Consider the following 25397-nt stretch of genomic DNA (forward strand, 5'->3'; position numbering starts at 1 on the left):
CTTAACGGCCCATTGCAACAACTGTGATGATTGCGCGGGGCCGTACTCAACCGGAGGGAGTTGTCGGCATTTCGATCCAGTTTCGTCGGCGGATGTTAACCACGGTTCCGCGGCGTGATGTTTTCACCTCGCGCTTGCCGCTTCACCCATCCAGCGTAAATCCGACGCGCAGCGTTACCTGGTAGTGGCGCACCGCGCCGTTCTCGATGTGGCCGCGTGTCTGCACCACCTCGAACCATTTCATCTCGCGCACGGTCTTGGACGCGCGGCCGATCGCGTTCTTGACCGCGTCCTCGATCGAAGTCTCGGACGATCCGACCAGTTCCAGGATCTTGTAGACATGATCCTTCTCGGCTGCCGGCATGGTGGGCCTCCCTCGGTTGCGCTGCGGCGTCAGCCGTCGCGGGGTCTTTGATCTGAACGGGCGCGGACCTTTCCGGTTCCGTCGCCCGCCATGGCCCGCATGCGCCAATCGCGGTGGAGCAGGCCGGGCTCGCCTGCCAAGCGCCAACGGACGTAATCGCTTCAGTGCGCGGAGCTATGCGGGCTCGCCATGCAGGCGGATGGCGGCAGGCTTGGCGTCGCGCAGCAGGCACCGCAGCAATATCGCGAGTACCGCCATGAGGGCGAAGCCGCCAACGGCCGGAGCCACGTGATTTTGCAGGTCGCTCGCGGTGACGTTCTCTGCGGACAGCCGGGCCGATTGCAGCAGCCCATAGGCGTTAGCCAGCAGGAGCAGGGCGTAGACCGCGCTGCGTTCGCGCGAGCTCGCCAAGCTGGCAAAGTCCGGAAGCAGCAGGGCAAGCCCGATCCCCACGATCGGCAGGTCATAGTCGTAGGCGTAGGGGCTGATCATCACGGAGACGACCGCGACGATGCCGAGCGCGAAGCGGGGAGACGGTCCGCGAGCAACCGCAAGTGCGACGGCGGCCAGCGCAAGACCTGCCATTGCCATCTGCCCCCAGAACGCTCCAGTGGCGGGGAGGCCGGCGTTGTACAGGGCCGCATAGGCCGAGATCATCCGAAACAGCTGGTAGCGGCCTTCCTCCAGAAAGCCTGCGGCTTCCCGGATGCTGCCGAGCCACGCGAGCCAGATTTGCGGACCGAAGGCGAGCGTGCAGAGGAGCGAGCTCGCGACCACCACGATCGCGGCGGTCAGCACCGCCGGCCAGCGGCGCGTCAACAGCATGTAGATGCCGGCCGCAACGGCCAGATGAGGCTTGATGACCATCAGGCCGAGCGTGATGCCGGCGAGCACCGGGCGCCGTTCCGCGTTAATGCAGATCAGCCCGATCAGCGCGCCGGTCAACAGGCCGTTCTGGCCGATAGCGATCGTGATCGCGATAGCCGGGAAAAACACGACGAGCACGAGCGCGAAGTTGTTTCCGGCGATGGCGCGGAGCGTCATCAGATAGGCCGCCAGCGTGACCGCCGTGAAGAGAAAATAGGCGACCCAGCCCGGAAGAAACGCGAGGGGCGCAAGCACCAGGTCGAATTGCGGCGGGTAGGTCCAGGGCATGACGTCGGCCGGGCCGCCGGCTGCCGCGAGCTGCATCTTCGTGAATGACGCGAATTGGTAGGTCAGGTCGAGATCCTCGAGCCAGATTCGTTGCGCCACGATGTGGAAGGCGGTGAAGTCGGGTGTCTGGTTGCCGTACCAGAGGCCGCCTTCGAAGAACCGGAAGGCCTTGAAGATCAGTATGGCTGCGAGGAGCGAGAGAATGACGCAGACATAGATCGTCCGCTTCCGTGGCGAGGCTTGAATCTGCTCCAGGGTTGCGGTGAGCATATATGACGACCTTACGGCGAGACTGCGCTTTGCAGCTCAGATTGCCGAGCGGGCCTTAAGGGACGGTAACGAACCGGAAAGGATTCCGGCTTTGGATCGCAATTTGCGGTCCGAAGCCGCCACCGGCCATCGTTAACGACAGGCTGAACGGACGGTTGGATCCGATAGCCCTGGAATTACCGATTAAAGTCTTTGCGTATCAGGTGAGGCGAGCGGAGGACCGGTCCTCGCTCGGACTGCAACCGTGATCGCGAGGTCGTTTTGTGATGCGTCAACGGTTTCGACCGCTCGAACGGATCGAGTCCTAGCACAGCGCGACGAGCGAGCGCTACGGATCCAGCTCCGTATCCCAATAGAGATAGTCCAGCCAGCTGTCGTGCAGGTAGTTCGGCGGGAACAGGCGGCCGTTGCGGTGGAGCTGGTGCACGGTCGGCGCGAAGGCGTGCTGGCGCGGAAACATCTTGGCCTGCGCCGGCGTGAGATTGCCCTTGCGCAGGTTACAGGGCGAGCACGCCGCGACCACGTTCTCCCAGGTGGTCTGGCCGCCTTTGCTGCGCGGGACGATGTGATCGAAGGTGAGGTCTTCAGGCGAGCCACAATACTGGCAGGCGAAACGATCGCGCAGGAAGACGTTGAACCGGGTGAAGGCGGGATGCGTGGTCGGCTTGACGAAGGATTTGAGCGAAACCACGCTCGGCAGCTGCATTTGCAGCGTGGGGCTGTGAACCGCCTGATCGTAATGCGCTACGATATTGACGCGATCGAGGAACACCGCCTTGATCGCGTCCTGCCACGACCACAGAGACAGTGGGTAGTAACTCAGCGGCCGGAAGTCCGCGTTGAGGACCAGCACCGGCCAACTGCCTTGCGAGACATGTGCGTTCAAGTAACGCTCCCGGCCTCCAATATACGCTGCGAAGCAGCATGTATTGACATACTACATGCAGCGTGACGGGATTGTGAAGCCCGTTGAGCGACTTATTCAGGCGCAAGCAATACGGCGGCGGGGTGGCAGATGCTCAAAAACGCCGCGATTTGGGGAGGCCGTGCCCCGGAATGATGGGCTGGGCTACTCCTGCACCCGCTCCAGCTTCTGCAAGCACCGCGTCGCGCGGACCGCGGCCGGCATCTCCTCGTCCGGAAAGCTCGTCTTCCAGTCGGTGACGCCGACTTCGCCGACATAGATATCGCCCTTCGAATCCAGCGCGATGCCATGTGGTGCCAGAAACTTTCCGCTGGCGACACCCGGGCCTTGCTCGCCGCCGAGCCGCGCGATGCGCTTTCCCGTGGCGTCCACGATCGACAGCCGCGGGCCGAGATTGGGCACCTTGCGATTGACGGCCATGCCGGGGCCGAGCTCGCCGATGACGAAGGTCGGGCTCTTGCCCCTGCCGCAGCAGCACAGCGCACAGGGGCGGTGCAGATTGTTCCACTGCGTCTCGTATTTGCCCTCGCCGTTGAACACCTGCACGCGATGGTTCTCGCGATCGGCGACATAGACCCAGCCATCGGCATCGGTGGCGATGTTGTGCACGATGTTGAACTGGCCGGGATCCGTGCCCGGCTCGCCCCAGCTTTTGATAAGCTTGCCGTCGGGCGTGTATTTGTGCACGCGGGCATTGCCATAGCCGTCGGAGACGTAGATCTCGCCCTTCGGCGACAGCGCGGTGTGGGTGCATCGATGGAACGGCTCGCCGCTCATGAATGGCGCAGGCTTTGCGGGAATGCCGATCGTCAGCAGCACCTTGCCGTCGGTGGTGCATTTGCGCACGGTGTGGTCGCCGTCATCGGTGCAGTAGAGATTGTCGTCGGCATCGATGTGCAGCCCGTGCGCGCGCGAGAACAGGCCTTCGCCAAAGCTGCGCAGGAAATTGCCCTCGCGGTCGAGCACCACCATCGGATGGGCGCCGCGGTTGAAGACATAGACGCGGTCCTTGCTGTCGACCGCCACCGAGGCGACGTCGGTGAGCTGCCAGCCGTCGGGAAGCTTCGCGAAATTTTCGACGACGCGGTAGCGGTGTTCGCCGGTGCCGAGAATCGCTGGCATGTGTTGTCCCCTCTTCAGTTGCCTCTGTCTTGCTCGTTTGCAGCCGCGGCCCGTCCCAAAATCCCCTCCTCGATCGCCTTGATCTGCAGCGCAAGAAATTTCGAGTTGATCCGGCACTGCGCGAGGCTGCCGGCGATGAACCACAGGCCGGGCTGCCCGGTGCGCGCATACATGTTGCGCAGCTCGAAACCATCGCCAAAGCCCCAGACCGGGCCGATACGGTCGGCGACGCCGTCGCCGAACATCTTTCGCACGAGGTATTCCTGTGGCTTGTAGCCGGTCGAGAGCACGATGAGATCGGCTGCGATGGTAGTGCCATCATTCAGCTGCGCGCCATCGGCCGTGAAGCCGTCGATGTCCTCGAATTGCTTCAGCTCGATCGCGCCTTCGACGATCAGGTTGGAGCAGCCGACGTTGAAGTAATAGCCGCCGCCGCGGGTGAGGTATTTGAACTGCCAGCCGGTGCCGGCCTCGCCGAAGTCGAGCTTGAAGCCGACGCGGCGCAGTCCGTCGAGCAGCTCCTTGTCGAGCTCCTTCGACTGTTCCGTCAGCATCACATGGGTCTTCTTCGCCAGCGGCGTCGGCATCGAGGTCGCGATCAGATCGTTGTCCTCGAGCGTGCCCTCATTGTAGATCGCATAGGCCAACTGTGCCGACGGCTCGATATTGGTGACCAGCGTCGGCGAACGCTGCACCAGCGTCACCTTGGCGCCACTGGAATGAAGATCCTGCGCGATGTCGTGACCGCTGTTGCCGGTGCCGATGACGATGGCGCGCTTGCCGTGCCAGTTCTCGCCGTCCTCGTAGCGGCTGGAATGCAGCAGCGTGCCCTTGAAACGATCGAGAGTCGGAATATCAGGCACGTTAGCGATGCCGCTGACTCCGGTTGCCATGATCACATGACGCGGATGCATGGTGCGCTTGCTGCCGTCGGTGCGGCGCAGCGTCACCGTCCAGCGTCCCTTGGCCTCGTCATAGGCGCCGCCTTCGAATTCGGTGCTGGTCCAGAAGTTTAGCTCCATCGCGTCGACGTAAGCTTCGAACCAGTTCGCGAGCTTGTCCTTGGGGATGTAGGTCGGCCAGCTCGGCGGGAACGGCATGTAGGGCAGGTGATTGACCTGCACCTGGTTGTGCAGGGTGAGCGCGTGATAGCGCTTGCGCCAATTATCGCCGACCCGCGTCTCGCGATCGACGATCAGCGTGTCGATCTGCAACTGCTTCAGCCGCGCCGCGATCGCGAGCCCGGCCTGGCCGCCGCCAACCACCAGTACGGCGGGATCACGATCGGAATAGTCGCGCGAGGCCTTGCGCAAGTCGAGCCAGTTCGGCCCGCGGAAATTGCGCGAATAGGCCTGGCCGCGCGGTCGCGACGTGCCGAGCTGTTCCTCAAAACCTTTGAGCTCGTCGAGCGCGGTAAGTAGCGTCCACGCCGTCAAACGATCGCCGTCGGCGGCATCGGGCACGAGCCGCAAGATGCCGCTGCCGCGGCCCTGCGCGGTCTCGAAATTGAAGATCGCCTCGATATTGTTTGTGCCGGCACGTGTCACCCAGCGCGGCGCTGCGCGGTTCGTGGCGATCCTGAGATTGCTCGGCGCCGCATTGGGTGCGAGGCCGGTCAATGCTCGAGCGACGTTATCGCGTCCGGCGATGGTTTGTAGATTCCAGCTTAGTGCCAGCACATCGCGCCAGAAACATTCGGCGACGAACATGCGGTCGAGAGCAGCGCGATCGGATCGAGCAAGCGTGCGCTCGAATTCGTCCAGCCAGGCTTGCGCGGAGACGGAAATATCCTTCGTCTTGTCCAGCATACGCGACCTCGTGCCGTCTTCGCGGCGTTTCCTCTGGCGTTTCCTCTGAGGTCGGACGCTATACTGGTTCAGTCGATGTCGAAAGCGCGTTACCCGAGCAGCGAGAGCATGTGGCTCTGCTCGGGCGGAATGCGCCTCATGTTGTTGGCGGCGAAATCCCGGCTTGTGACTGTGCCGGCATCTCGTTGACCACGCACGCTTCGTTGCAACAGCAACATAGTTTTGAACGCTGTTCCGCGGCCTCACGCCGAAAGCACGCCCTCGCGCTTTTTCACCGCGCGGTAATAGCTCCACCACAGATGCGCGGCAGCACCACGGAACGGACGCCAGGGCTCGGCGAGCGGCGCCATCTGCTTTTCCGTCGGCCGTGCCTGAAGGCCGAGGCCAATCTTGATGCCCTCCTGCACGGCGAGGTCGCCGGCCGGCCAGGCATCGCCATGGCCGAGGCAAAACAGGAGATAGACGTCCGCCGTCCAGGGCCCGATGCCGGGCAGCGAGATCAGCGTGTGATGCGCGGCATCCGCATCTTCTTCGGCGAGCACGTCGAGATTCACCCGCTCCGCGATGATCTCGCGCGCGAGATGTTTCAGTGTCTTGATCTTGGCGGCCGACAGGCCGAGCCGCCCCAGCCGGTCGGTGCGGGCACGGCGCACGGCCTCGTGGTCGAACGGATCGAAGGCGGCGGACAGGCGTCCCCAGATCGCCGCGGCGCTCGCGGTCGAGAGCTGCTGTCCACAGACGATATGGGCAAGTCCCGCAAACCCCGGCTCGCGCCGCCGTAACGCCGGCATGCCCGCGATCTCGAGCACCGGCTTCAGACGCGGATCGCGCTTGACCAGCGTATGGACGGCCTCTTCGAGATCGGACTGGGCTTCGAGGTGGATGGTCATGGTTGCCTAACTCGTGATGCGCGGGCTTGACCCGTGCATCCATCTCATATCGTAACAGGGTCTTGGAAGATGGATGGCCGGGTTATGGGCGAGCGGAAGCGACGCCGTCCTTGACGGCTATGCACGGCCATGACGAGATCTTTGCCTATGCCGCCACCCGTTTTCCGATTTGCCCCCAGCCCGAACGGCCTCTTGCATCTCGGCCACGCCTATTCGGCGCTGCTCAATTTCGATCGCGCGCAGCAAACCGGCGGGCGGCTGCTGCTGCGGATCGAGGACATCGACGCGACGCGCTGCCGGCCGGAGTTCGAGACGGCGATTGATGAGGACCTCGCCTGGCTGGGGATCACCTGGGAGACGCCGGTGCGGCGGCAGTCGGAGCATCTCGCCGATTATCGCGCTGCGTTGGAAAAACTCGCCGCGCTCGGCCTCGTCTATCCCGCCTTCGAAAGCCGCGCCGAGATCGCCAGGCTCGTGGCTGCGCGCGAGGCCCATGGACCATGGCCGCGCGATCCCGACGGTGCACCGCTCTATCCCGGTAACGCGAAATCGCTGGCGGCCGGCGAGCGGTCGCGTCTGATCGATACCGGCGCGGCTTACGCGTTGCGGCTCGACATGGCGGCCGCCTGCCGGCGCGTTGCCGGCCTGACCTGGAATGAGTTGGGTGAGGGCCCCGATGGCGAGCGCGGCACGGTCGCCGCACTGCCCGAGGCGTGGGGCGACGTGATCCTGGCCCGCAAGGAGACGCCGACCAGCTACCATCTGTCCGTCGTGGTCGACGACGCGCTCCAGGGTGTGAGCGAGATCGTGCGCGGCCAGGACCTGTTCCACGCCACCTCGGTCCACCGCCTGCTCCAGGCTCTGCTCGGCCTGCCTGAGCCCGCCTACCGCCACCACCGCCTGATTCGCGACGCCCACGGGCGGAAGCTGTCGAAATCGGACCGCTCGACCGGTCTGCGGGAGTTACGCGCTGCGGGCATATCGCCCGCCGGTATCCGCACGTTCGTGGGATTAGGCTAAGTTTCTCTGGGGGTTAGCAAAACGCCGCCGTGACTCCAGGGGTTCCGCCGTGCCATGCTTAGCCGATAGCCAGGGGTTCGAAGGGGATATACTTCGAAGGGGATTTATGGCGGCGAAAACGCGCACTACGCGGGCGTCCAGGCGACCGCCGCGGAAGCGACCCGCGGCGGCCGGTAAGGTACGCAAGCGCGGCGCCAAGCCGGCCGCACCGGACATGGTTCAGGTGGCGCTGGCCGCCTTTGCCCACGAGGTCCGCACCCCCCTGACCGGGATTCTGGCGATCAGCGACCTGCTCTCGACCTCCGATCTCGGCGAGCGGGAACGGCGCTGGGCCGATACCATCAAGGCCGGTGCCGAGCATCTGGCGAACCTTGCCACGCTATTCGTCGATGCCGCCAAGACCGGCAAGGGCGCGGGCGGCAGCACGCTGCGGCAGGATTTGTTCGATCTGCGGGCGCTCGCCCGCAGCACCGGCGATTCGCTCGCCGGCCGCGCCGCCGCCAAGGGTCTTCAGGCCGAGGTCGATATCTCCGACAAGCTTGCGGGCCTCGTGGTCGGCGATCCCGTCCGCCTCCGCGCCGCGCTCGAGAATCTGATCGACAATGCCGTGAAGTTCACTGACCAGGGCGGCGTGGCGATATCGGCGACGCCCTGGCGCCCCGCCAAGGACAGCGGAAGAGGCAAGACCAAGGACAAGGTGAAAGGCAAGCGCAAAGTCGGCGTCGCCTTTGCGGTGTCGGACAGCGGCATCGGCCTGACCATGGCCGAGATCAAGCGGCTGTTCCGCCCGTTCACCCAGGCCAATGTCACCATCGCTTCGCGCTTCGGCGGCGCCGGGCTCGGTCTGTCCTCGGTGAAGCAGCTGGCGCGCGCGATGGGCGGCGACATCACGGTCGCGCCACGGCGCGGCGGTGGTGCCACCTTCACGCTGACGGTGTCGCTGGATGCGGCGGGTCCCGCGAAGTCCCGCAAATCGGGCGGTGAGGAGCCGAATGCGCTGGCGGCGTTGCGCGTGCTCAGCGTGGAGGACAATCCGTTCGGCCGCGTCGTGCTCAACACAATTTTGACCGAGCTCGGTCATCATGCCGAGTTCATCGGCCGCGGCGAGGACGCGGTGAACCGGCTCGCGCAGGGCGGTTTCGATGCGGTGCTGATGGATATGGTGTTGCCGGGCATCGACGGCGTTGAGGCGATCCGCCGGATCCGCACGATGCAGGCGCCGCTGGCTCAGATCCCGATCATAGGCGTGTCCGGTCGCGGCGAGGACGAGGCGGCGTCGCGCGAGGCCGGCGCCAACGCCTTCCTGGTCAAGCCTGTGTCCCCGCGGGCTTTAGCGACTGCGCTGCTTGAAGCGAGACGCCGTGAGGAAGCCGCGACTTGATGATCGCGGCGTTGAGCTCGCCGCCGAAGACGAAGATCGCGGCGATGAAATACAGAAACACCAGCGCGATGATCACCGAGGCGAGCCCCGCATACATCGTGACGTAATTGTTGGCGAAGCGCGCCAGGTACTGGCCGAACACGACGCCCGAGATCAGCGACGCCACGATGGTGAAGACGATGCCGGGCAGGATCTGGAGGAAGCCGCGCCGTCCGGCCGGCAGCCAAGTATGCAGGATGATCAGCGCCACCACCAGCGCGCTGATGGTGATGCCGTAGCGCAGCCAGGTCAGGATGCTCTCGTTGGATTCGACGAACAGCGGAATGTGGCGTCGCGCTGCCTCGATGAAGAGCGGGCCGAGCACGATCAGGAATGCCATGGCAAGCGCGGTGATGGCCGCGACCAGCGTGTAGCCGATCGATTCCAGCCGCAGCCAGTACCAGCGCCGCATCTCCACCACCGCATAAGCGCGGTTCAGCGCAACGCGAAGCGCCTCGACGCCGTTCGAGGCGAAGTAGACCGACAGCACCGCGCCGATCGTCAGCACGCCGGTGCGGGTGGTGGTCAGCACGTCGTGGATCTCGCCGGAGAGCGCATCCGCCACTTGCGTGGGCCACACCTGAAGCATCAGACCAGCGGCCTGGTCGGCGAGCTCCTTGGAGCCGAAGAAGCCGGCCAGCGACGTCAGCACGATCAGGAACGGGAACAGCGCCATCAGCGTCGACAGCGCGATGTGGCTCGCGATCGCCCAGCCGTCGTCGGCCAGGAAGGTATAAAACGCGTCCATCGCGACGACGTAGATGTAGCGGATCGCTCTCAAGATCATTGGGCTAACATCTGATATAATTGGCCTAAAAGCCAGATCGCGAAAACGCTACCCGTTTCCCCCGTTGTCATTCCGGGGCGATGCGTAGGACCGCGCGGAGCGCAAGCCCGAGCATCGAGCCCGGAATGACGGCGTGCGCCATAGCGGACCGGCGCACACGGTGTTATCTAGCCCTGATGGCATCTCTCCTGAGTACTTTCATCCTGCCGGTGGCAGCCGGCGCCGTGGCGATTGTGCTGCTGCTCGGTCTCGTCAACATGATGCGCGGCGGCTCGCCCAACACCTCGCAGAAGTTGATGCGCTTGCGCGTACTGCTTCAGTTCGTGGCGATCGTGGTTGCCATGCTCGCCGTCTGGGCCATGGGGCGCTAACATGGTCGTGCTCAACCGCATCTACACCAAGACTGGTGACGACGGCACGACAGCACTCGGAACCGGCGAGCGCCGTCCGAAATATGATTTGCGCATCGCGGCCTATGGCACGGTCGACGAGACCAATGCCGCGATCGGCGTTGTTCGCCTGTACACAAAGGATGCGCCCGAGCTCGATGCGATGCTCGGCCGGATCCAGAACGATCTATTCGACCTTGGCGCTGACCTCGCGGTGCCCGAGCGGGAAGGCAAAGCGGAACGGTTGCGCGTGGTGGCGAGCCAGGTCGAGCGGCTCGAGCACGATATCGACGCGCTCAACGACAAGCTCGCGCCGCTCACGTCTTTCGTGCTGCCGGGCGGCACGCCGGCCGCCGCCTACCTTCATGTCGCCCGCACGATTTGCCGCAGGGCGGAACGTATGATGGTGGAACTGGCGGCCCGGCCCGGAGAGCCGGTCGGTGCAGCTGGCATCCAGTATATGAACCGCCTGTCGGACTTCCTGTTCGTGGCCAGCCGTGCGGCCAACCATAATGGCGCCGGCGACGTGCTCTGGATTCCGGGCCAGAACCGCTGACCCATTGAGCAGCGCATTTCCAAGGTCTAAAATTTGGCCCTGTCGCGCGTTGACCGGGCCGGATCAGGCCTTTAGGTTCCGCGCCAGTTGAATAGCCCCCCTCCCAAATTGAGTGAAAGAGGATCGATGAAGGTCTTAGTGCCGGTAAAGCGGGTGGTCGATTACAACGTCAAGGTCCGCGTCAAGAGCGATGGATCGGGCGTTGAACTCGCCAACGTCAAGATGTCGATGAATCCCTTCGATGAAATCGCGGTCGAGGAAGCGCTGCGCCTGAAGGAAGCCGGCAAGGCTACCGAGGTCGTGGTGGTCTCCATCGGACCGGCGCAGGCATCGGAGACGATCCGCACTGGGCTCGCCATGGGTGCCGACCGCGGCATCCTGGTGAAGGCCGACGGCACCGTCGAACCGCTCGCCGTCGCCAAGATCCTGAAGAAGGTCGCGGAAGAAGAGCAGCCCGGCCTGATCATTCTCGGCAAGCAGGCGATCGACGACGACAGCAATCAGACCGGCCAGATGCTGGCCGCGCTGCTCGGCTGGTCGCAGGCGACCTTCGCCTCGAAGCTCGAAGTTGAAGGAAGCGACTTCAAGGTCACGCGTGAAGTCGACGGCGGTCTGCAGACCGTGAAGCTGAAGGGGCCGGCGATCGTCACCACCGATCTTCGTCTTAACGAGCCGCGCTATGCCTCACTGCCCAACATCATGAAGGCCAAGAAGAAGCCGATCGCGGACAAGACCGTCGCCGATTACGGCGTCGACATCACCGCGCGCCTCGAAGTTCTGAAAACGGCTGAGCCCGCGGGCCGCAAGGCCGGCGTCAAGGTGAAGGACGTCGCCGAGCTGGTGTCGAAGCTCAAGAACGAAGCCGGGGTGCTCTGATGACGACGTTGCTGATTGCCGAACACGAACAGGAAGTCCTCAAGGACTCCACCAACAAGGCGCTGACCGCGGCGTCCCAGCTCGGCGGCGACGTCCATGTGCTGGTCGCCGGTGGCGGGCAGGGCACCAAGGCTGCGGCCGAGGCTGCCTCGAAGCTCACGGGCGTTGCCAAGGTGCTGGTCGCCGAAGGCGAGCCCTACGCGCACGATCTGGCCGAGCCGCTGGCCGCCCTGATCGTCTCGCTGGCGCCCTCCTATGACGCGATCGTCGCGCCCGCGACCTCGCGCTTCAAGAACGTGATGCCGCGCGTCGCAGCTCTGCTCGATGTCATGCAGGTCTCGGAGATCACCAAGGTGGTCGCGCCCGATACCTATGAGCGTCCGATCTATGCCGGCAACGCCATCCAGACGGTGAAGTCGAAGGACGCCAAGAAGGTCATCACGGTCCGTACCTCGACCTTCGCGGCGGCAGCTGCCGGCGGCAGCGCGCCGGTCGAGAGCGTTCAGGCTGCGGCCGATCCGGGCCTGTCGTCCTTTGTCGGCGAGGAAGTCGCCAAGAGCGACCGTCCTGAGCTGACCTCGGCCAAGATCATCGTCTCCGGTGGCCGCGCCATGCAGAGCCGCGAGAACTTCGCCAAGTACATCGAGCCGCTCGCCGACAAGCTCGGCGCCGGTGTCGGTGCCTCGCGCGCGGCGGTCGACGCCGGCTATGCGCCGAACGACTGGCAGGTCGGCCAGACCGGCAAGGTCGTGGCCCCCGAGCTCTATGTCGCGGTGGGTATTTCCGGCGCGATCCAGCATCTGGCCGGCATGAAGGACTCCAAGGTGATCGTCGCGATCAACAAGGACGAGGACGCGCCGATCTTCCAGGTCGCCGACTACGGCCTGGTCGCCGACCTCTACCAGGCGGTTCCGGAGCTGACGGCCGAACTCGGCAAACTCGGCAAGTAAAACGCGTTAAAAACACCGGCCGGAGGCATAAACTCCGGCCGGTGTTGCTTTTTCGAGGCGTTTTCTTTGGCGTGGGGCACGCCTTCGAAGCGATCCAATCTAGGTTTCGAGCCAGGATTCTGATCTAATCGAGCTTCTGATAAATCAGACTTCCCCGGCTCAGGGGATAGGCAGGGCGCGATCTGCGCGCCGTTCCGGTGGATGACATTATGGCGGCAGTAATCAAGAAGGTCGGCGTGATCGGCGCGGGTCAGATGGGCAATGGCATCGCGCATGTCGCGGCCTTGGCCGGCTTCGACGTGGTGCTCAACGACATCTCGGCCGACCGCCTCAAGTCGGGCATGGCGACGATCAACGGCAATCTGGCCCGCCAGGTCTCCAAGAAGGGCGTGACCGAGGACGACAAGGCCAAGGCGATGGCGCGCATCAAGCTCGCCGAGAAGCTCGACGACCTCGCCGACTGCGATCTCGTGATCGAGACCGCGGTTGAGAAGGAAGAGGTCAAGCGCAAGATCTTCCACGAGCTCTGCGCGGTGTTGAAGCCGGAGGCGATCGTCGCCTCCGATACGTCCTCGATCTCGATTACGCGGCTCGCCGCCGCCACCGACCGGCCCGAGCGCTTCATCGGCATTCACTTCATGAATCCGGTGCCGCTGATGGAGCTGGTGGAGCTGATCCGCGGCATCGCCACCGACGATTCGACCTTCGAGGCGTCCAAGGAATTCGTCGCCAAGCTCGGCAAGCAGGTCGCGGTCTCCGAGGATTTTCCGGCCTTCATCGTCAACCGCATCCTGCTGCCGATGATCAACGAGGCGATCTACACGCTGTACGAAGGTGTCGGCAACGTCGAGGCGATCGACGCGGCGATGAAGCTCGGCGCCCACCATCCGATGGGCCCGCTCGAGCTCGCCGATTTCATCGGTCTCGATACCTGCCTCTCGATCATGCAGGTGCTGCATGAGGGCCTGGCCGACTCCAAGTACCGCCCGTGCCCGCTGCTGGTGAAATACGTCGAGGCCGGCTGGCTCGGCCGCAAGACGCAGCGCGGCTTCTACGACTACCGCGGTGCCAAGCCGGTTCCGACGCGCTGATCCATCTTGTGACAATTCATGTCGCGTTAACCGCTCGCCCCTAGGCTGCCGCCGGTACGAGGATTTGCGTAATGGACACGATGGCGATGGTCAGCACCATGCTGGCCTCTCAGCAAGGCGCGCTGCAGTCGAACATCTCGGCAACGCTGATGAAGCAGAACGCGGATGCGGAGAAATCCGCCGTCCTGACGCTGCTGGGCGCTGGTCAGCCCTCGCTCGCCAATGTCGGCGCAGGCGTTGGCGGCAACCTCAATATCACCGCTTAAAGCGACGCAGCGGTCGGCCCCAGCGCGGCCCGGATCAGCCTGAGCGCGTCGTCGCTCGCCCATTCGGCCGGTCCCGCAATCGTCGCGATTTCGCAGCCCTGCGGGTCGACGAGCACCGAGGTCGGCATGCCCAGGGCTCGGCCTATCGACTTAAGATCCTGAAAAACCTTGGCTTTCTGATCGGTAAAGTAGCCAAGCCGAGTCAGGCTGGCGTCTTTCAGGAAATTCTTCGGCTTCTCGGGGTCGCGTGTGTCGATATTGATCGCGATCACCTCGAAATTCGGGCCGGAAAGCTTGGCCTGGAGCTGGTCCAGCGCCGGCATCTCTTTCCGACACGGCACGCACCAGGTCGCCCAGAGGTTGACCAGCAGCGTCTTGCCTCGGAAATCGGACAGCTTCTTCGGCCTGCCATCGGCATCCTCGAAGGCCAGGTCCGGCAGCTTCAGGGGGGCGCTCGCCATGGTCAGTGCCGCCACCTCGCCATGGGCGAGCGGAGCGATCTTTTGGGCGGTGGCCACCGCAGCCCGGCAGGCCGGATCGCCTAATGGCGCCCGGCTCAGGCCCAGCCCGTACAGCGCGGCGAAGCCGGCCAGCCCGCCGACCACCACGGTGGCGATGACGATGGGGATCCGGCGCGTGGCGGAGGGCTTCTGGTCGAGCATATCGTTTGTCATCCGGTCGCAGATATGGCTATCAGGGGCCTCTTAATACGGCTGGCCTCCGCCAGCAAACGTGCGGCAAAGCAAGGCGTGAGCAGGGGATCATGAGCAACAAGATGTGGGGCGGCCGGTTCTCGGAACGTCCCGATGAGATCATGGAAGAGATCAACGTCTCCATCGACGTCGATCGTCACCTCTTCGCCCAGGACATTGCCGCGTCCAAGGCCCACGCCGCGATGCTTGCCAGCCAAGGCATCATCACGGCCTCTGATGCGAAAAATATCGGCAAGGGTCTAGACACGATTTTGTCAGAGATCGGGAAGGGCGGCTTCGAGTTCAAGCGCGCGCTCGAGGATATTCATATGAATGTCGAGAGCCGCCTGTCGGAGCTGATCGGGCCGGCCGCCGGCCGCCTGCACACAGCGCGCTCGCGCAACGACCAGGTCGCGACCGACTTCCGTCTCTATGTCCGCGAGATCGTCGACGAGACCGATGCCGCGCTCGCCGCGTTCCAGCAGGCGCTGGTGGAGCGCGCGCTGGAGCATGCGGGAACGGTGATGCCCGGCTTCACGCATCTGCAGACCGCGCAGCCCGTGACGTTCGGTCACCATCTGCTCGCCTATGTCGAGATGGCTGCGCGCGATCGCGGCCGTTTCCAGGATGCGCGCAAGCGGCTCAATGAATCCCCGCTCGGCGCGGCCGCGCTCGCCGGCACCTCGTTCCCGATCGACCGTCATGCCACCGCCAAGGCGCTGGCCTTCGACCGTCCGATGGCGAACTCGCTTGATGCGGTCTCCGACCGCGACTTCGTGCTGGAGACGCTGTCGGCGGCCTCGATCTGCGCCGTGCACATGTCGCGCTTCGCCGAGGAGATCGTGATCTGGACCTCGCCGCTGGTTGGCCTCATCCGCCTCAGCGACAAGTTCACCACCGGCTCCTCGATCATGCCGCAGAAGCGCAATCCTGATGCGGCCGAGCTGGTGCGGGCCAAGACCGGCCGCGTCATCGGTGCGCTCAACGGTCTCCTGATCGTGATGAAGGGCCTGCCGCTCGCCTATCAAAAGGACATGCAGGAGGACAAGCAGGGCGCGATGGAAGGCTTTGCAGCGCTGTCGCTGGCGATCCGCGCCATGACCGGCATGGTCCGCGACCTCATTCCGGACGAGGCAAAAATGAAGGCCGCCGCAGGCGAGGGCTATGCCACTGCGACCGATCTCGCCGACTGGCTGGTACGGACGCTGAAGATGCCGTTCCGCGAGGCCCATCACGTCACCGGCCGCATAGTCGCCAAGGCCGCCGAGGGCGGCGTGGCGCTGCACGAGCTGCCGCTGAAGGAGATGCAGGCGATCGAGCCCAGGATCACCAAGGACGTGCTTGGCGTGCTCTCGGTCGAATCGTCGGTGAAGAGCCGCACCAGCTTCGGCGGCACCGCGCCGAAGAACGTGACGTCGCAGGCCAAGGCCTGGGCGAAGCGGCTGGAAAAAGAGCGAAAATTGGGCTGAAGGCAAAATTTCGCTTATGTTTCATGGTCATCCGGCTCTCGCCAGAGCGCGCCAATCTCTGTATGGTGCGCCCCGCGTAGTGGGGATTTCGTCGTGACGTCAAAGTTTCGCCCGGCCGGCTCGGGGTGGGCCATCATTGTCTTGAGCCTGAGCGCGCTTGCGCTCGCCGGCTGCGGCCGCAAGGGCCCGCTCGATCTGCCGCCGACCGCCTCCAACGCGTCCACGGCCAATATCGCCGCGCCGACCGACACCGAGACCGAAGCCCAGAAAACGCCGAGCGTGTTCAATCCGACCTATGGCGCGGATGCCCCCCCGGCGGCGACCAAGGGCAAGAAGAAACCGTTTATCCTCGACCCGCTCCTGGACGATAAGCCCAGCCGATAGGCTGGGGCAACCGAGCCAATGCCATGAACCATTTCGACTACCGCAACGGCGTGCTGCACGCCGAGGCGGTGAACCTGTCCGAGCTGGCCGCAACCGTCGGCACGCCGTTCTATTGCTATTCAACAGCCACGCTTGAGCGGCACTACCGCGTCTTCGCCGATGCCTTTGCCGGCGAGAAGGTGCTGGTCTGCTACGCCATGAAGGCGAACTCCAACCAGTCGGTGCTGCGCACGCTGGCGAAGCTTGGTGCCGGCGCTGACGTCGTCTCCGGCGGTGAGCTGAAGCGCGCGCTGGCCGCCGGTATCCCTGCCAGCAAGATCCTGTTCTCCGGCGTCGGCAAGACCGAAGACGAACTGCGCGCCGCGCTCGCCGCCGACATCCTCTGTCTCAACGTCGAATCCGAGCCCGAGCTCGAATTGCTCTCGCGGCTTGCGACCGAGACGGGCAAGACCGCGCGGATCTCCATCCGCGTCAATCCGGACGTCGATGCCGGCACGCATGCCAAGATCTCCACCGGCAAGTCCGAGAACAAGTTCGGCATCCCGATCGCGCATGCTCGCGAGGTCTACGCGCGGGCCGCGAAGCTGCCGGGCATCCAAGTGACCGGCACCGACGTGCATATCGGCAGCCAGATCACCGACCTGTCCAAGATGGAGACCGCGTTCCGCATCCTGTCCGAATTCGTGCAGACGCTGCGTTCCGACGGCCACAACATCAGCCACGTCGATTTCGGCGGCGGGCTCGGCATTCCCTATTACATGGACCGCGAGGCGCCGCCGGCGCCGGATGCCTATGCCGCGATGGTCAGGCGCGTCAGCCACAATCTCGGCTGCACCCTGATGTTCGAGCCGGGCCGCATGATCGTCGGCAATGCCGGCATCCTCGTCGCCAAGGTGATCTATGTGAAGCACGGCGACGGCAAGAACTTCGTCATCATCGACGCCGCGATGAACGACCTCATCCGCCCGACGCTGTACGAGGCGCATCACGACATCCTGCCGGTGACGCAGCCGGCAAAGGGCGCGGCGACCGTCGTGGCCGACGTCGTCGGCCCCGTCTGCGAGACCGGCGACTACCTCGCTCTCGACCGCACGCTGCCGACGCCGAAGGTGGGCGATCTCATCGCCATCATGACCGCGGGCGCCTACGGCGCCGTGCAGGCCGGCACCTACAACACGCGACCGCTGGTGCCTGAGGTGCTGGTGAAGGGTGATCAATACGCGGTCGTGCGCCCGCGCATCGAGGTCGAGCAGCTGATCGCGATGGATACGCCGGCGCCGTGGCTGTGAGGACGCCGGCGAGCATGCGCTCGCCGGCGCCGCGTGTTTGTCACGGCCCGTATTTCGGAGCCGGTTTCTGGTTGAAATCGTTCTCGTCGGTGACGCAGGTGAAGCTCGCTGCGTTGTTGGTGTCGCCACTGCCGTTGTATTTCGCGACCTTGGGGAAGACGCAGAGCGGCCGGGTCATCTGAACCGCGGGCGGCGTATCGGCCACGAACTTCGTGGCGAGGATCGTCTCCGGCGCGACGCCGGCCTCGACCCATTTGACCAGCGGTGTGAGCGCATCGAACGTGTTGGGACCGGGGCCGCCGGAACAGTGGTACAGCCCGGGCACCATGAACAGACGCGCGTAACTCTGGGTCCGTCGCAGCGCCGGATTGCCGTTGCCGTGATCGAAGAAGCCGACCGGCTGGAGGCCTTGCTGGAATCCCGGGCCTTCATTCCCCACCAGGGCCAGGAAATAGTTGATGCTGCTCTGGGACGGAATCAGCGGGTCGGCCCAGCCGTGGTACATCAGCAGCTTGCCGCCGTGTCCCCTGAATTCGCCGAGATCGGTGCTGGTCGCGTTCAGCACCGTGGCGAGCTGGTCGTCGACCTTGTCGATGTCGCGGTGGAAATCGAAATTGGCAAAATTGGTCGGGCTTGCCGGATAGCCGAAGCTCGGGCCGAACACCCAGTAGAACAGGCCGTCGAAGGCCGGCTCGGGCAGTCGTTCCTGAAACGCCAGGCCGAGGGCGAGGATGTCGTCGGTCTCGTTGCCGCGCTCGGAGCCCGGATTGACGAGCTGTCCGTTCACCGGGTCGATCGTGCCGGCGTAATAGCGCTGCATGGTCGTGACCTGGTCGGGGGTCAGGCAGGCCGGCGGTGCGTTGCCGCCGGTGCAGAGCAGGACCTTCGGATCGAAATGGCAGTCGCGCGGATCGGTCAGGAACTGATCGGTTTTGGCGCCGCCGTCCTGGCCGACGCATTGCTTCAGCACGGCCTGGTTGATCAGCGTCATCTGGCCGGCCTGGATGAACCGGCCGGGGCTCGCATGCGTGTTCTGCCAGCCATAGAGTCCCGCCATGTGCAAATGGGTGCGGTTGAATGCGGCGGCGCCGGCGAGGATGCCGTCATAATCGTTGGGGAAGCGCTGTGCCTCCATCAGGGCGTTCTGGCCGCCGGTGGAGCAGCCGGCAAAATAGGCCCGTTGCGATCGATGGCCGTAAAACGCGCTGACGATCTCCTTGCCCCGCTCGGTCATCAGATGGATGGCGCGGTAGCCGAAATCCTTGATCCGCTCGGGATGCCCGAACAGGCCGGTCGACGGCGCCGTCGGATCGCCGAACTCGATCGCGAGCGGATTTCCCATGTTGCCGGCCGAGCCGCAGAATAGCGGATTGCATCCCGATGATCCGGTGCCGAGGTCGCTGTTGGTCGCGGCAAAGCCGCCCTGGATGCCGATGGCGAGCTCGTTGTAGGTGATCACGCCCTGGAAGCCGCCGCCGCCGGTGCCGAGGAACCTGCCGTTCCACGTGGTCTCGGGCAGCCAGACCTCGATCTTGATGCTGGAATCCGAGCTCGGGATCACGGTTGCGGTGACGCGGCAGAAGGCGGGAAGGCCGGTGATCGGGCTCGCGCCAGGCGGCACGAAGGTGCCGGTCGTGTTGTCGTCCGCCGAATTGATCACCGTGTGCTGCAGTTGCAAGGATCGAAGATTGGTGCACGCCGTCGCCATGGCGGGCGACGTACCGAGTGCGACACAGGCAAACAGGGCCGTGGTCGCACCGACAAGTAAGTGTCGATGACGCTTCATTCCGTCCTCCCTGATTTTTTTTGCAGTCGTGTAGGGCCCGCAGGATACCCCACAACGAATACAACTCAAGGATGAAGCGCCACCTCGCGAAGCAGCCCGCAGCTTCGCGTCTCGGTTGTGAGGATCAGGGCGCGATGGCGTCTCGACAGCTCGGGCTGCGCGGTTATTTCCCCGCCAATCCGCCGGTCTTGCCGCCGACCACCACACCTGCCTTCTTCTCGATCGGCTTGATCGCTGCGGTGAAATCGGACTCGGCGCCTTCGGCGCTGATCACCGTCTCCCACAGCCGCCCGACGGCATCCGCGACCTCCATCGACAGGCCGAGCTGCTTCATCTCCTCCAGCGCCAGCCGCACGTCCTTCACCATCAGCCCCGTGGCGAAGCCGAAGTCGAAGGTCCGTGGCAGCACCGAGCGCGGAAACTTGTCGCGGCTCGCCGTGTTCATGCCCGAACCTGAATTGATGACGTCGATCATCACGGCGGGATCGAGCCCGGCCTTGACGCCCATCACCACGGCTTCCGACGTCGCCACGATCGCGGTGGCCGAGAGGAAATTGTTGGCGAGCTTCATGGTCTGTGCAGCGCCCGGCTTCTCGCCGATGAAGAACACCTTTCCGATCACGTCGAGCGCGGGCTTCAACAGCTCGAACTCCGCCTTCGGCCCCGACACCATCACCGCCAGCGTGCCCTTCTCGGCGCCGCCGACGCCGCCGGACACCGGGCAGTCGATCTGCACGATGTTGCGCTTGGCGAGCAGGCCGTGAATCTTCGCCGCCATCGCCGAGCCGACTGTGGAGAGATCAATGAAACGTTTGGCGCGGCTGCCCTCGATCACGCCGTTCGCGCCCGTTGCGACCTCCAGCGAGGCCTGCAGCGACGGCAGGCTCGCCATCACAGTCTCGACCTTGTCGGCAACATCCTTCGGCGATGCCGCAGCGGTCGCGCCGCGCGCGACAAGCTTGTCAACGACCTCCTTGCGGGTGTCGAACACGACGAGCTTGTGTCCTGCCTCGACCAGCCGCCGCGCCATCGGGAAACCCATGTTTCCAAGGCCGATGAATCCGATATCCATGGTGTTATTTCCTTCCCGTCGTCATTGCGAGGAGCGAAGCGACGAAGCAATCCAGACTGTTGCCGCAGAGGCTTTCTGGATTGCTCGCTTCGCTCGCAATGACGGAGCAATACGTTGAATGCTGTTTGTCGGCCTCACGCCTTTCCGTCGATCTCCGCAAACACCTCGCGCGCGATCCTGAAGCTGTCGACGGCGGCCGGCATGCCGCCATAGATCGCGACCTGCATCAGGATCTCGCGGATCTCGTCGCGGGTGACGCCGTTGGTGAGCGCGCCCTTCAGATGCGCACGGAATTCATGCTGGCGGTTGAGGATCGCGATCATCGCGATGTTGAGCATGCTGCGGGTCTTGCGCGGCAGCTCCTCGCGGCCCCACACCGTGCCCCAGCAATATTCGTTGAGCATCTCCTGGAACGGACGGTTGAAGTCGTCGACGTTCTTCAGCGCGTTGTTGACATAGGCCTCGCCCAGTACCGCTTTGCGGACTTCCAGGCCCTTGTCGTGCATCTTCTTGTCCATGACGTTTCCTTGTTTTCCTTGGATGGCGGCGCGGAAACTACGGGGTTGAGCCGGAGCAGTCACGTCCTCGTGTTATGCGGGAAAAGGGGGATGTCCCGTACAGGAACGGATGCCTCAGTGCTGCCGTTGTGGTACGCTTCACTCCACCGGGTAACCTGGAGAGTTGATTGAACGGCGTCACCCCCGAGCCGTCAGACCCGATCCGCGATGGCGACGCTCTGTCGCGGTTGAAGCTGGCGCAGGCCCTCAAGCGGTCCACTTATGCCATCGCGTGGGAACGTGCCTGGCCCGGGCTGGCGCGTATTCTCACCGTCGTCGGCCTATTCCTGGTGGTGTCCTGGGCCGGCCTCTGGCTGGCACTGCCCCTGGTCACCCGTGCCATCGGTCTCGTCATTTTCGCAGGCCTTGCGGCTGCCGCCCTGTTCCCCCTGATTCGGTTTCGCTGGCCGAGCCGCGAGGAGGCGCTCGCCCGGCTCGACCGCGGTTCGGGCATCCGTCATCGCCCGGCCACGACGCTCACCGACACGCTAACCTCGCAGGATCCGATTGCGCAGGCGCTCTGGCAGGCACAGCGCGAGCGCACGCTGGCCTCGCTCAAGCGCATCCGCGCCGGTTTGCCGCACCCGCACCTCGCCATCCATGACCCCTGGGCGCTGCGTGCGCTGGTCATGGTGATGCTGGTCGCGACCTTCTTCGCCGCTGGCGACGAGCGCGGATTGCGGCTCGGCGCTGCCTTCGACTGGAACGGCGTGCTGACGCCGACCAATGTCCGTGTCGACGCCTGGGTCACGCCGCCGCTCTACACCGGCAAGCCGCCCGTGATTCTGTCGGCCGCCAACAAGGAAGCGGCCGCGCTTCCGGCCTCCGGCCCGCTCGGTGTTCCCGCCGGCTCGACGCTGATCGTGCGCTCCTCCGGCGGCAGCCTGGATGTCGTGGTGTCCGGCGGCCTCAAGGAAGTCGCGCCGGCTGAGGCCACGCCCAAGGGCACCAACGAGAAGCATTTCACCATCACCGGCGACGGCACTGCGCATGTCCGCGCCCCCTCGGGCCAGCCGCAATGGGCTTTTGCGGCAACGCCGGACCGCCCGCCGACCATTGCGCTGGCCAAGGATCCGGAGCGCCAGGCGCGCGGCGCGCTCCAGCTCGTCTACAAGATCGAGGACGATTACGGCGTCACCGGCGCCGAGGCGCAAGTCGCTCCGCGTTCCGCCGATGCGGGCAAGGACGGCGATGGCAAGACTGATAACAAGACCGCGGCGCGGCCGCTGTTCCAGCCGCCGAAATTTCCGCTGGTGCTGCCGAATGCGCGCACCCGTAACGGCGTCGGTCAGACGGTGAAGGATCTCAGCGAGGATCCTTATGCCGGCGCCGATGTCACGCTGACGCTCACCGCCAAGGACGAGGCCGGTAACGAGGCGAAGAGCGAGCCGTTCAACATGCGCCTGCCCGAGCGGCTGTTCACCAAGCCACTCGCACGCGCGCTGATCGAGCAGCGCCGCATCCTCGCGCTCGACGCCAACAAGAATTCCGACGTCTACACCGCGCTCGACGCGCTGATGATCGCGCCCGAGCTGTTCACGCAGGAGGCCGGACAATATCTCGGCCTGTACAGTGTCGCGCACCAGCTCGAGGCCGCGCGCACGGATGATTCATTGCGCGAGGTGGTGGCGAGCCTGTGGGCGCTCGCGGTGACGATCGAGGACGGCAACATCTCCGACGTCGAGAAGGCGTTGCGCGCGGCGCAGGACGCGCTGAAGCAGGCGCTGGAGCGCGGCGCCAGCGACGAGGAGATCAAGAAGCTCACGCAGGATCTGCGGGCGGCGCTCGACAATTTCATGCGCCAGCTCGCCGAGCAGTTCCGCAACAACAAGGATGCCCAGCAGCTCGCGCGTCCGCTTGATCCCAACACCAAGATCCTGCGCCAGCAGGACCTCCAGAACATGATCGACCGCATGGAGCGCCTGTCGCGCTCCGGCGACAAGGACGCGGCCAAGCAGCTGCTCGATCAGCTCCAGCAGATGCTGGAAGGCCTGCAGATGGCGCAGCCGGGGCAGTCCGGCGAGAGCGACATGGAGCAGGCGCTCAACGAGCTCGGCGACATGATCCGCAAGCAGCAGCAATTGCGCGACAAGACCTACAAGCAGGGCCAGGACTCCCGGCGCGATCGCATGCGCGGCAAGCAGCAACAGGGCGACCAGTCGATGTCGGACCTGCAGCAGGACCAGCAGTCGCTGCGCGACCGCTTGAAGAAGCTCCAGGACGAGATGGCCAAGCGCGGCCTCTCGCAGAAGGGCCAGAAAGGCCAGCAGGGACAGAAGGGCCAGCAGGGACAGCAAGGCGACCAGGGCCAGCCCGGCCAGGATGGCGATCAGGACGCTGACCAGGGTGATGATGACGGCGGACTCGATTCCGCCGACAACGCCATGGGCGATGCGGGCTCGAAACTCGGCGACGGCAATGCTGACGGCGCGGTGGATTCCCAAGGCAAGGCACTGGATGCGATGCGCAAGGGTGCGCAGAAGATGGCCGAGGCGATGCAGCAGGGCGACGGCGACGGCCAGGGCGACGGTCCCGGCAATCGCATCGGGCGCCAGCAGAGCGGCGGCAACCAGACCGACCCGCTCGGCCGTCCGCTGCACGGCCGCGAGTTCGGCGACGACTACACGGTCAAGATCCCCGGCGAGATCGACGTCCAGCGCGTTCGCCGCATCCTCGAGGAGCTCCGCCGCCGCCTCGGCGACCCCGCGCGTCCGCAGATCGAGCTCGACTATCTCGAGCGGCTGCTGAAGGATTTTTGAGGCGGGGTCGCCACAAGCTCACTGTCATCGCCCGCGAAGGCGGGCGATCCAGTATTCCAGAGACGACGGTGATTGAATCGAGAGGCCGCGGAGTACTGGATGCCCCGCCTTCGCGGGGCATGACAGTGGAATATGTGGCCGCCCCCGCCCACTACCCCTTCTTCGCCGCCAGCGCATCCGCCACCGCCGTGCGGATATCCGCGACCGAGAATGGTTTTGTGACCACGTCATGCACCAGCGCATTGAGGTTCGAGGCACGCTCGCGCTGATCGGCAAAGCCGGTCATCAGCAAAATGGTCAGTTGGGGAAAGTCACGCGCAGCGGAGAGTGCGAGTGCGATGCCGTCCATGACGGGCATCTGGATGTCGGTGAGCAACAGATCGAACGCGCCGTCCTCGCGGGTCAGGATCTCCAGCGCCTCGGCGCCGTCCTGTGCGGTGACGGTCTCGTGGCCGTCCATGGCGATGGCGCGCGCCACCAGCTGGCGCATCGAATCCTCGTCATCGGCGATCAACACTCTTGGCATGACACCAACCTTTGGATCAACCTCCCGTGCGGCACGCGACGGCGCCTGATTACACGCTGCCGCCGGCAATGTCGCGCCGGTTGAAGAAGCGAACGTCGATATTGCGGCCTTCCGGCGGCGGCGAGGCCAGGCGCGAGCGGAAGAAGGCGCGCTCGCCCGGTTGCAGCACGGTCTGCTCCAGCACCGAATTCCAGGCGTAGATCTCGGCGCCTTGCGCGTCGCGCACGGCAAAGCGCAGGCGCGGAATATCGAGCGGCCTCTTGCCCTGGCCCACGATCGCGCCCTCGATCACCAGCACCTGCTTACCGTCCACGGTCTCGGTCGAGAGCTTGACGTCCTTGAAGGCGAGGCCGCGCAGGTTCACCTCAAAGCCGACCATCTTGTAGAAGGCCGCAGTCTGCGGCAGCAGGCGGACCATGTCGCCTCGCCAGATCACCAGCGCCAGCACCAGCGCGCCCATGGCGGCGCAGGCGGTCGGCAGGCCGAAATGGGATTTTCGCCGGGCCACGGCCGGGGCCGGGCGGCTCACCTTTGCCCCGCGGCGGCTGAAAAGGCCGCTGAACCAGGACTGGTGCTGCGCGCCGACGACTTCCTCCTCGGCGGCGCGGGCCGCCGCCGACCACTCGTCCTCGGGCTCGGCGGCGTCCTCTGTCGGCCAGTCGCTGGCGATCGAGGGGCTTTCGACCATCGGGGTTTCGGCGGTTGAATCGTCCTTGGCGTAGGAGTTCCACTGCTCGGCGAGGTCGGACTGGTCGTCAGTCTGGCTGGCTTCGGCCAAGGCCGGCACGGCGGCCTCCCCGACGGCATCCGCGGGATGCGCCATCCACGTCTCCTTGCAGCGGGAGCAGCGGACTGTCCGCCCATTGGCCCCAAGGCTCGCAAGCTTGATCGCGTAGGATGTCGTACAATGGGGGCAGACAATATGCATGGACGGCCTCGACGATGACCTTGTCGCGCGGAGCCGGGCGCCAAGG

25 protein-coding genes are annotated in these 25397 nt (G+C 64.9%); 12 read left to right on the forward strand and 13 right to left on the reverse strand.

The annotated features are described in order from the left end of the window. Window positions 1-142: 142 nt before the first annotated feature. The 6 genes from ABID59_RS32650 to ABID59_RS32675 form a co-directional block, all read right to left on the reverse strand. Complete coding sequence (locus tag ABID59_RS32650) at window positions 143-364, reverse strand: dodecin (protein WP_354036929.1); 222 nt, start codon at window positions 362-364, stop codon at window positions 143-145. Window positions 365-538: 174 nt separating this feature from the next. Continuing rightward, window positions 539-1789, reverse strand: a complete 1251-nt coding sequence (locus ABID59_RS32655; RefSeq protein WP_354086086.1) for a glycosyltransferase family 87 protein — start codon at window positions 1787-1789, stop codon at window positions 539-541. 328 nt (window positions 1790-2117) lie between these two features. Beyond that, window positions 2118-2675 (reverse strand): HNH endonuclease, encoded by a 558-nt coding sequence (locus ABID59_RS32660; RefSeq protein WP_148751668.1) that lies wholly within the window; start codon window positions 2673-2675, stop codon window positions 2118-2120. Between the two features lie 183 nt (window positions 2676-2858). After that, window positions 2859-3836 carry a peptidyl-alpha-hydroxyglycine alpha-amidating lyase family protein gene (locus ABID59_RS32665; protein WP_354086087.1) on the reverse strand — a complete coding sequence of 326 codons (978 nt, stop codon included), beginning with the start codon at window positions 3834-3836 and terminating at the stop codon, window positions 2859-2861. Between the two features lie 14 nt (window positions 3837-3850). Further along, a complete protein-coding gene (locus ABID59_RS32670; protein ID WP_354086088.1) occupies window positions 3851-5644 on the reverse strand; it encodes a flavin-containing monooxygenase in 1794 nt (597 codons plus the stop codon). A 242-nt stretch (window positions 5645-5886) separates the two neighbouring features. Next, window positions 5887-6534, reverse strand: a complete 648-nt coding sequence (locus tag ABID59_RS32675) for a DNA-3-methyladenine glycosylase family protein (protein ID WP_148751672.1) — start codon at window positions 6532-6534, stop codon at window positions 5887-5889. A gap of 147 nt (window positions 6535-6681) precedes the next feature. Between ABID59_RS32675 and gluQRS the strand changes: the two genes are divergently transcribed. Then, window positions 6682-7554: a tRNA glutamyl-Q(34) synthetase GluQRS gene (gene gluQRS / locus ABID59_RS32680; RefSeq protein WP_354086089.1), complete on the forward strand. Its 873-nt coding sequence runs from the start codon at window positions 6682-6684 to the stop codon at window positions 7552-7554. Window positions 7555-7660: 106 nt separating this feature from the next. Beyond that, entirely contained in the window at window positions 7661-8935 is a 1275-nt protein-coding gene (locus ABID59_RS32685; protein ID WP_354086090.1) for an ATP-binding protein, read from the forward strand. Here ABID59_RS32685 and ABID59_RS32690 read toward each other — a convergent pair. Continuing rightward, a complete protein-coding gene (locus ABID59_RS32690; RefSeq protein WP_148751816.1) occupies window positions 8862-9755 on the reverse strand; it encodes a YihY/virulence factor BrkB family protein in 894 nt (297 codons plus the stop codon). The two genes, ABID59_RS32685 and ABID59_RS32690, sit on opposite strands and share 74 nt — an antisense overlap. 182 nt (window positions 9756-9937) lie before the next feature. Here ABID59_RS32690 and ABID59_RS32695 point away from each other — a divergent pair, with 182 nt between their 5' ends. From ABID59_RS32695 to ABID59_RS32720, 6 genes are all read left to right on the forward strand, one after another. Then, entirely contained in the window at window positions 9938-10132 is a 195-nt protein-coding gene (locus ABID59_RS32695; protein ID WP_148751678.1) for a twin transmembrane helix small protein, read from the forward strand. Window position 10133: 1 nt separating this feature from the next. Next, the gene (locus tag ABID59_RS32700; RefSeq protein ID WP_148751680.1) at window positions 10134-10706 is read left to right on the forward strand and encodes a cob(I)yrinic acid a,c-diamide adenosyltransferase; all 573 of its coding nucleotides are present in this window, start codon (window positions 10134-10136) and stop codon (window positions 10704-10706) included. 126 nt (window positions 10707-10832) lie between these two features. Further along, window positions 10833-11582 (forward strand): electron transfer flavoprotein subunit beta/FixA family protein, encoded by a 750-nt coding sequence (locus ABID59_RS32705; protein ID WP_148751682.1) that lies wholly within the window; start codon window positions 10833-10835, stop codon window positions 11580-11582. Beyond that, window positions 11582-12532, forward strand: a complete 951-nt coding sequence (locus ABID59_RS32710; RefSeq protein ID WP_354036937.1) for an electron transfer flavoprotein subunit alpha/FixB family protein — start codon at window positions 11582-11584, stop codon at window positions 12530-12532. Before ABID59_RS32705 ends, ABID59_RS32710 begins: the two co-directional genes overlap by 1 nt. Window positions 12533-12741: 209 nt before the next feature. After that, entirely contained in the window at window positions 12742-13623 is an 882-nt protein-coding gene (locus ABID59_RS32715; RefSeq protein ID WP_148751684.1) for a 3-hydroxybutyryl-CoA dehydrogenase, read from the forward strand. A gap of 71 nt (window positions 13624-13694) precedes the next feature. After that, entirely contained in the window at window positions 13695-13889 is a 195-nt protein-coding gene (locus ABID59_RS32720) for a hypothetical protein (RefSeq protein ID WP_148751685.1), read from the forward strand. Here ABID59_RS32720 and tlpA read toward each other — a convergent pair. Next, complete coding sequence (tlpA, locus tag ABID59_RS32725; RefSeq protein ID WP_354086091.1) at window positions 13886-14551, reverse strand: thiol:disulfide interchange protein TlpA; 666 nt, start codon at window positions 14549-14551, stop codon at window positions 13886-13888. The two genes, ABID59_RS32720 and tlpA, sit on opposite strands and share 4 nt — an antisense overlap. 101 nt (window positions 14552-14652) lie before the next feature. Here tlpA and argH point away from each other — a divergent pair, with 101 nt between their 5' ends. The 3 genes from argH to lysA all read left to right on the forward strand — a co-directional run bounded on the left by argH (window position 14653) and on the right by lysA (window position 17723). After that, entirely contained in the window at window positions 14653-16050 is a 1398-nt protein-coding gene (gene argH / locus ABID59_RS32730; protein WP_354036938.1) for an argininosuccinate lyase, read from the forward strand. A 93-nt stretch (window positions 16051-16143) separates the two neighbouring features. After that, entirely contained in the window at window positions 16144-16434 is a 291-nt protein-coding gene (gene lptM, locus ABID59_RS32735; RefSeq protein WP_354086092.1) for an LPS translocon maturation chaperone LptM, read from the forward strand. A gap of 23 nt (window positions 16435-16457) precedes the next feature. Next, window positions 16458-17723: a diaminopimelate decarboxylase gene (lysA, locus tag ABID59_RS32740; protein ID WP_148751690.1), complete on the forward strand. Its 1266-nt coding sequence runs from the start codon at window positions 16458-16460 to the stop codon at window positions 17721-17723. A gap of 40 nt (window positions 17724-17763) precedes the next feature. Here the strand turns inward: lysA and ABID59_RS32745 are convergent, their stop codons facing one another. The 3 genes from ABID59_RS32745 to ABID59_RS32755 all read right to left on the reverse strand — a co-directional run bounded on the left by ABID59_RS32745 (window position 17764) and on the right by ABID59_RS32755 (window position 21099). After that, the gene (locus ABID59_RS32745) at window positions 17764-19509 is read right to left on the reverse strand and encodes a tannase/feruloyl esterase family alpha/beta hydrolase (RefSeq protein WP_354086093.1); all 1746 of its coding nucleotides are present in this window, start codon (window positions 19507-19509) and stop codon (window positions 17764-17766) included. 163 nt (window positions 19510-19672) lie between these two features. Continuing rightward, window positions 19673-20581 (reverse strand): NAD(P)-dependent oxidoreductase, encoded by a 909-nt coding sequence (locus ABID59_RS32750; RefSeq protein ID WP_354086094.1) that lies wholly within the window; start codon window positions 20579-20581, stop codon window positions 19673-19675. 134 nt (window positions 20582-20715) lie between these two features. Continuing rightward, window positions 20716-21099: a carboxymuconolactone decarboxylase family protein gene (locus ABID59_RS32755; RefSeq protein WP_008567285.1), complete on the reverse strand. Its 384-nt coding sequence runs from the start codon at window positions 21097-21099 to the stop codon at window positions 20716-20718. A 167-nt stretch (window positions 21100-21266) separates the two neighbouring features. On the opposite strand from ABID59_RS32755, the gene ABID59_RS32760 reads away from it, so the two are divergent. After that, complete coding sequence (locus tag ABID59_RS32760; protein WP_354086095.1) at window positions 21267-23897, forward strand: TIGR02302 family protein; 2631 nt, start codon at window positions 21267-21269, stop codon at window positions 23895-23897. A gap of 151 nt (window positions 23898-24048) precedes the next feature. Here the strand turns inward: ABID59_RS32760 and ABID59_RS32765 are convergent, their stop codons facing one another. Beyond that, window positions 24049-24423: a response regulator gene (locus ABID59_RS32765; RefSeq protein ID WP_148751696.1), complete on the reverse strand. Its 375-nt coding sequence runs from the start codon at window positions 24421-24423 to the stop codon at window positions 24049-24051. Between the two features lie 49 nt (window positions 24424-24472). Beyond that, the gene (locus ABID59_RS32770; protein WP_148751698.1) at window positions 24473-25351 is read right to left on the reverse strand and encodes an MJ0042-type zinc finger domain-containing protein; all 879 of its coding nucleotides are present in this window, start codon (window positions 25349-25351) and stop codon (window positions 24473-24475) included. Window positions 25352-25397 lie beyond the last annotated feature (46 nt).

The sequence above is a fragment of the Bradyrhizobium sp. S3.3.6 genome (assembly GCF_040546905.1).
Taxonomy (GTDB): domain Bacteria; phylum Pseudomonadota; class Alphaproteobacteria; order Rhizobiales; family Xanthobacteraceae; genus Bradyrhizobium; species Bradyrhizobium cytisi.

Bases quoted from the DNA above. Each gene is read 5' to 3' on its own strand.
- ABID59_RS32650 (WP_354036929.1), bottom strand. From the start codon at position 364: ATGCCGGCAGCCGAGAAGGATCATGTCTACAAGATCCTGGAACTGGTC.
- ABID59_RS32655 (WP_354086086.1), bottom strand. From the start codon at position 1,789: ATGCTCACCGCAACCCTGGAGCAGATTCAAGCCTCGCCACGGAAGCGG.
- ABID59_RS32665 (WP_354086087.1), bottom strand. From the start codon at position 3,836: ATGCCAGCGATTCTCGGCACCGGCGAACACCGCTACCGCGTCGTCGAA.
- ABID59_RS32670 (WP_354086088.1), bottom strand. From the start codon at position 5,644: ATGCTGGACAAGACGAAGGATATTTCCGTCTCCGCGCAAGCCTGGCTG.
- ABID59_RS32675 (WP_148751672.1), bottom strand. From the start codon at position 6,534: ATGACCATCCACCTCGAAGCCCAGTCCGATCTCGAAGAGGCCGTCCAT.
- gluQRS (WP_354086089.1), top strand. From the start codon at position 6,682: ATGCCGCCACCCGTTTTCCGATTTGCCCCCAGCCCGAACGGCCTCTTG.
- ABID59_RS32685 (WP_354086090.1), top strand. From the start codon at position 7,661: ATGGCGGCGAAAACGCGCACTACGCGGGCGTCCAGGCGACCGCCGCGG.
- ABID59_RS32695 (WP_148751678.1), top strand. From the start codon at position 9,938: ATGGCATCTCTCCTGAGTACTTTCATCCTGCCGGTGGCAGCCGGCGCC.
- ABID59_RS32700 (WP_148751680.1), top strand. From the start codon at position 10,134: ATGGTCGTGCTCAACCGCATCTACACCAAGACTGGTGACGACGGCACG.
- ABID59_RS32705 (WP_148751682.1), top strand. From the start codon at position 10,833: ATGAAGGTCTTAGTGCCGGTAAAGCGGGTGGTCGATTACAACGTCAAG.
- ABID59_RS32710 (WP_354036937.1), top strand. From the start codon at position 11,582: ATGACGACGTTGCTGATTGCCGAACACGAACAGGAAGTCCTCAAGGAC.
- ABID59_RS32715 (WP_148751684.1), top strand. From the start codon at position 12,742: ATGGCGGCAGTAATCAAGAAGGTCGGCGTGATCGGCGCGGGTCAGATG.
- ABID59_RS32720 (WP_148751685.1), top strand. From the start codon at position 13,695: ATGGACACGATGGCGATGGTCAGCACCATGCTGGCCTCTCAGCAAGGC.
- tlpA (WP_354086091.1), bottom strand. From the start codon at position 14,551: ATGCTCGACCAGAAGCCCTCCGCCACGCGCCGGATCCCCATCGTCATC.
- argH (WP_354036938.1), top strand. From the start codon at position 14,653: ATGAGCAACAAGATGTGGGGCGGCCGGTTCTCGGAACGTCCCGATGAG.
- lysA (WP_148751690.1), top strand. From the start codon at position 16,458: ATGAACCATTTCGACTACCGCAACGGCGTGCTGCACGCCGAGGCGGTG.
- ABID59_RS32745 (WP_354086093.1), bottom strand. From the start codon at position 19,509: ATGAAGCGTCATCGACACTTACTTGTCGGTGCGACCACGGCCCTGTTT.
- ABID59_RS32750 (WP_354086094.1), bottom strand. From the start codon at position 20,581: ATGGATATCGGATTCATCGGCCTTGGAAACATGGGTTTCCCGATGGCG.
- ABID59_RS32755 (WP_008567285.1), bottom strand. From the start codon at position 21,099: ATGGACAAGAAGATGCACGACAAGGGCCTGGAAGTCCGCAAAGCGGTA.
- ABID59_RS32765 (WP_148751696.1), bottom strand. From the start codon at position 24,423: ATGCCAAGAGTGTTGATCGCCGATGACGAGGATTCGATGCGCCAGCTG.
- ABID59_RS32770 (WP_148751698.1), bottom strand. From the start codon at position 25,351: ATGCATATTGTCTGCCCCCATTGTACGACATCCTACGCGATCAAGCTT.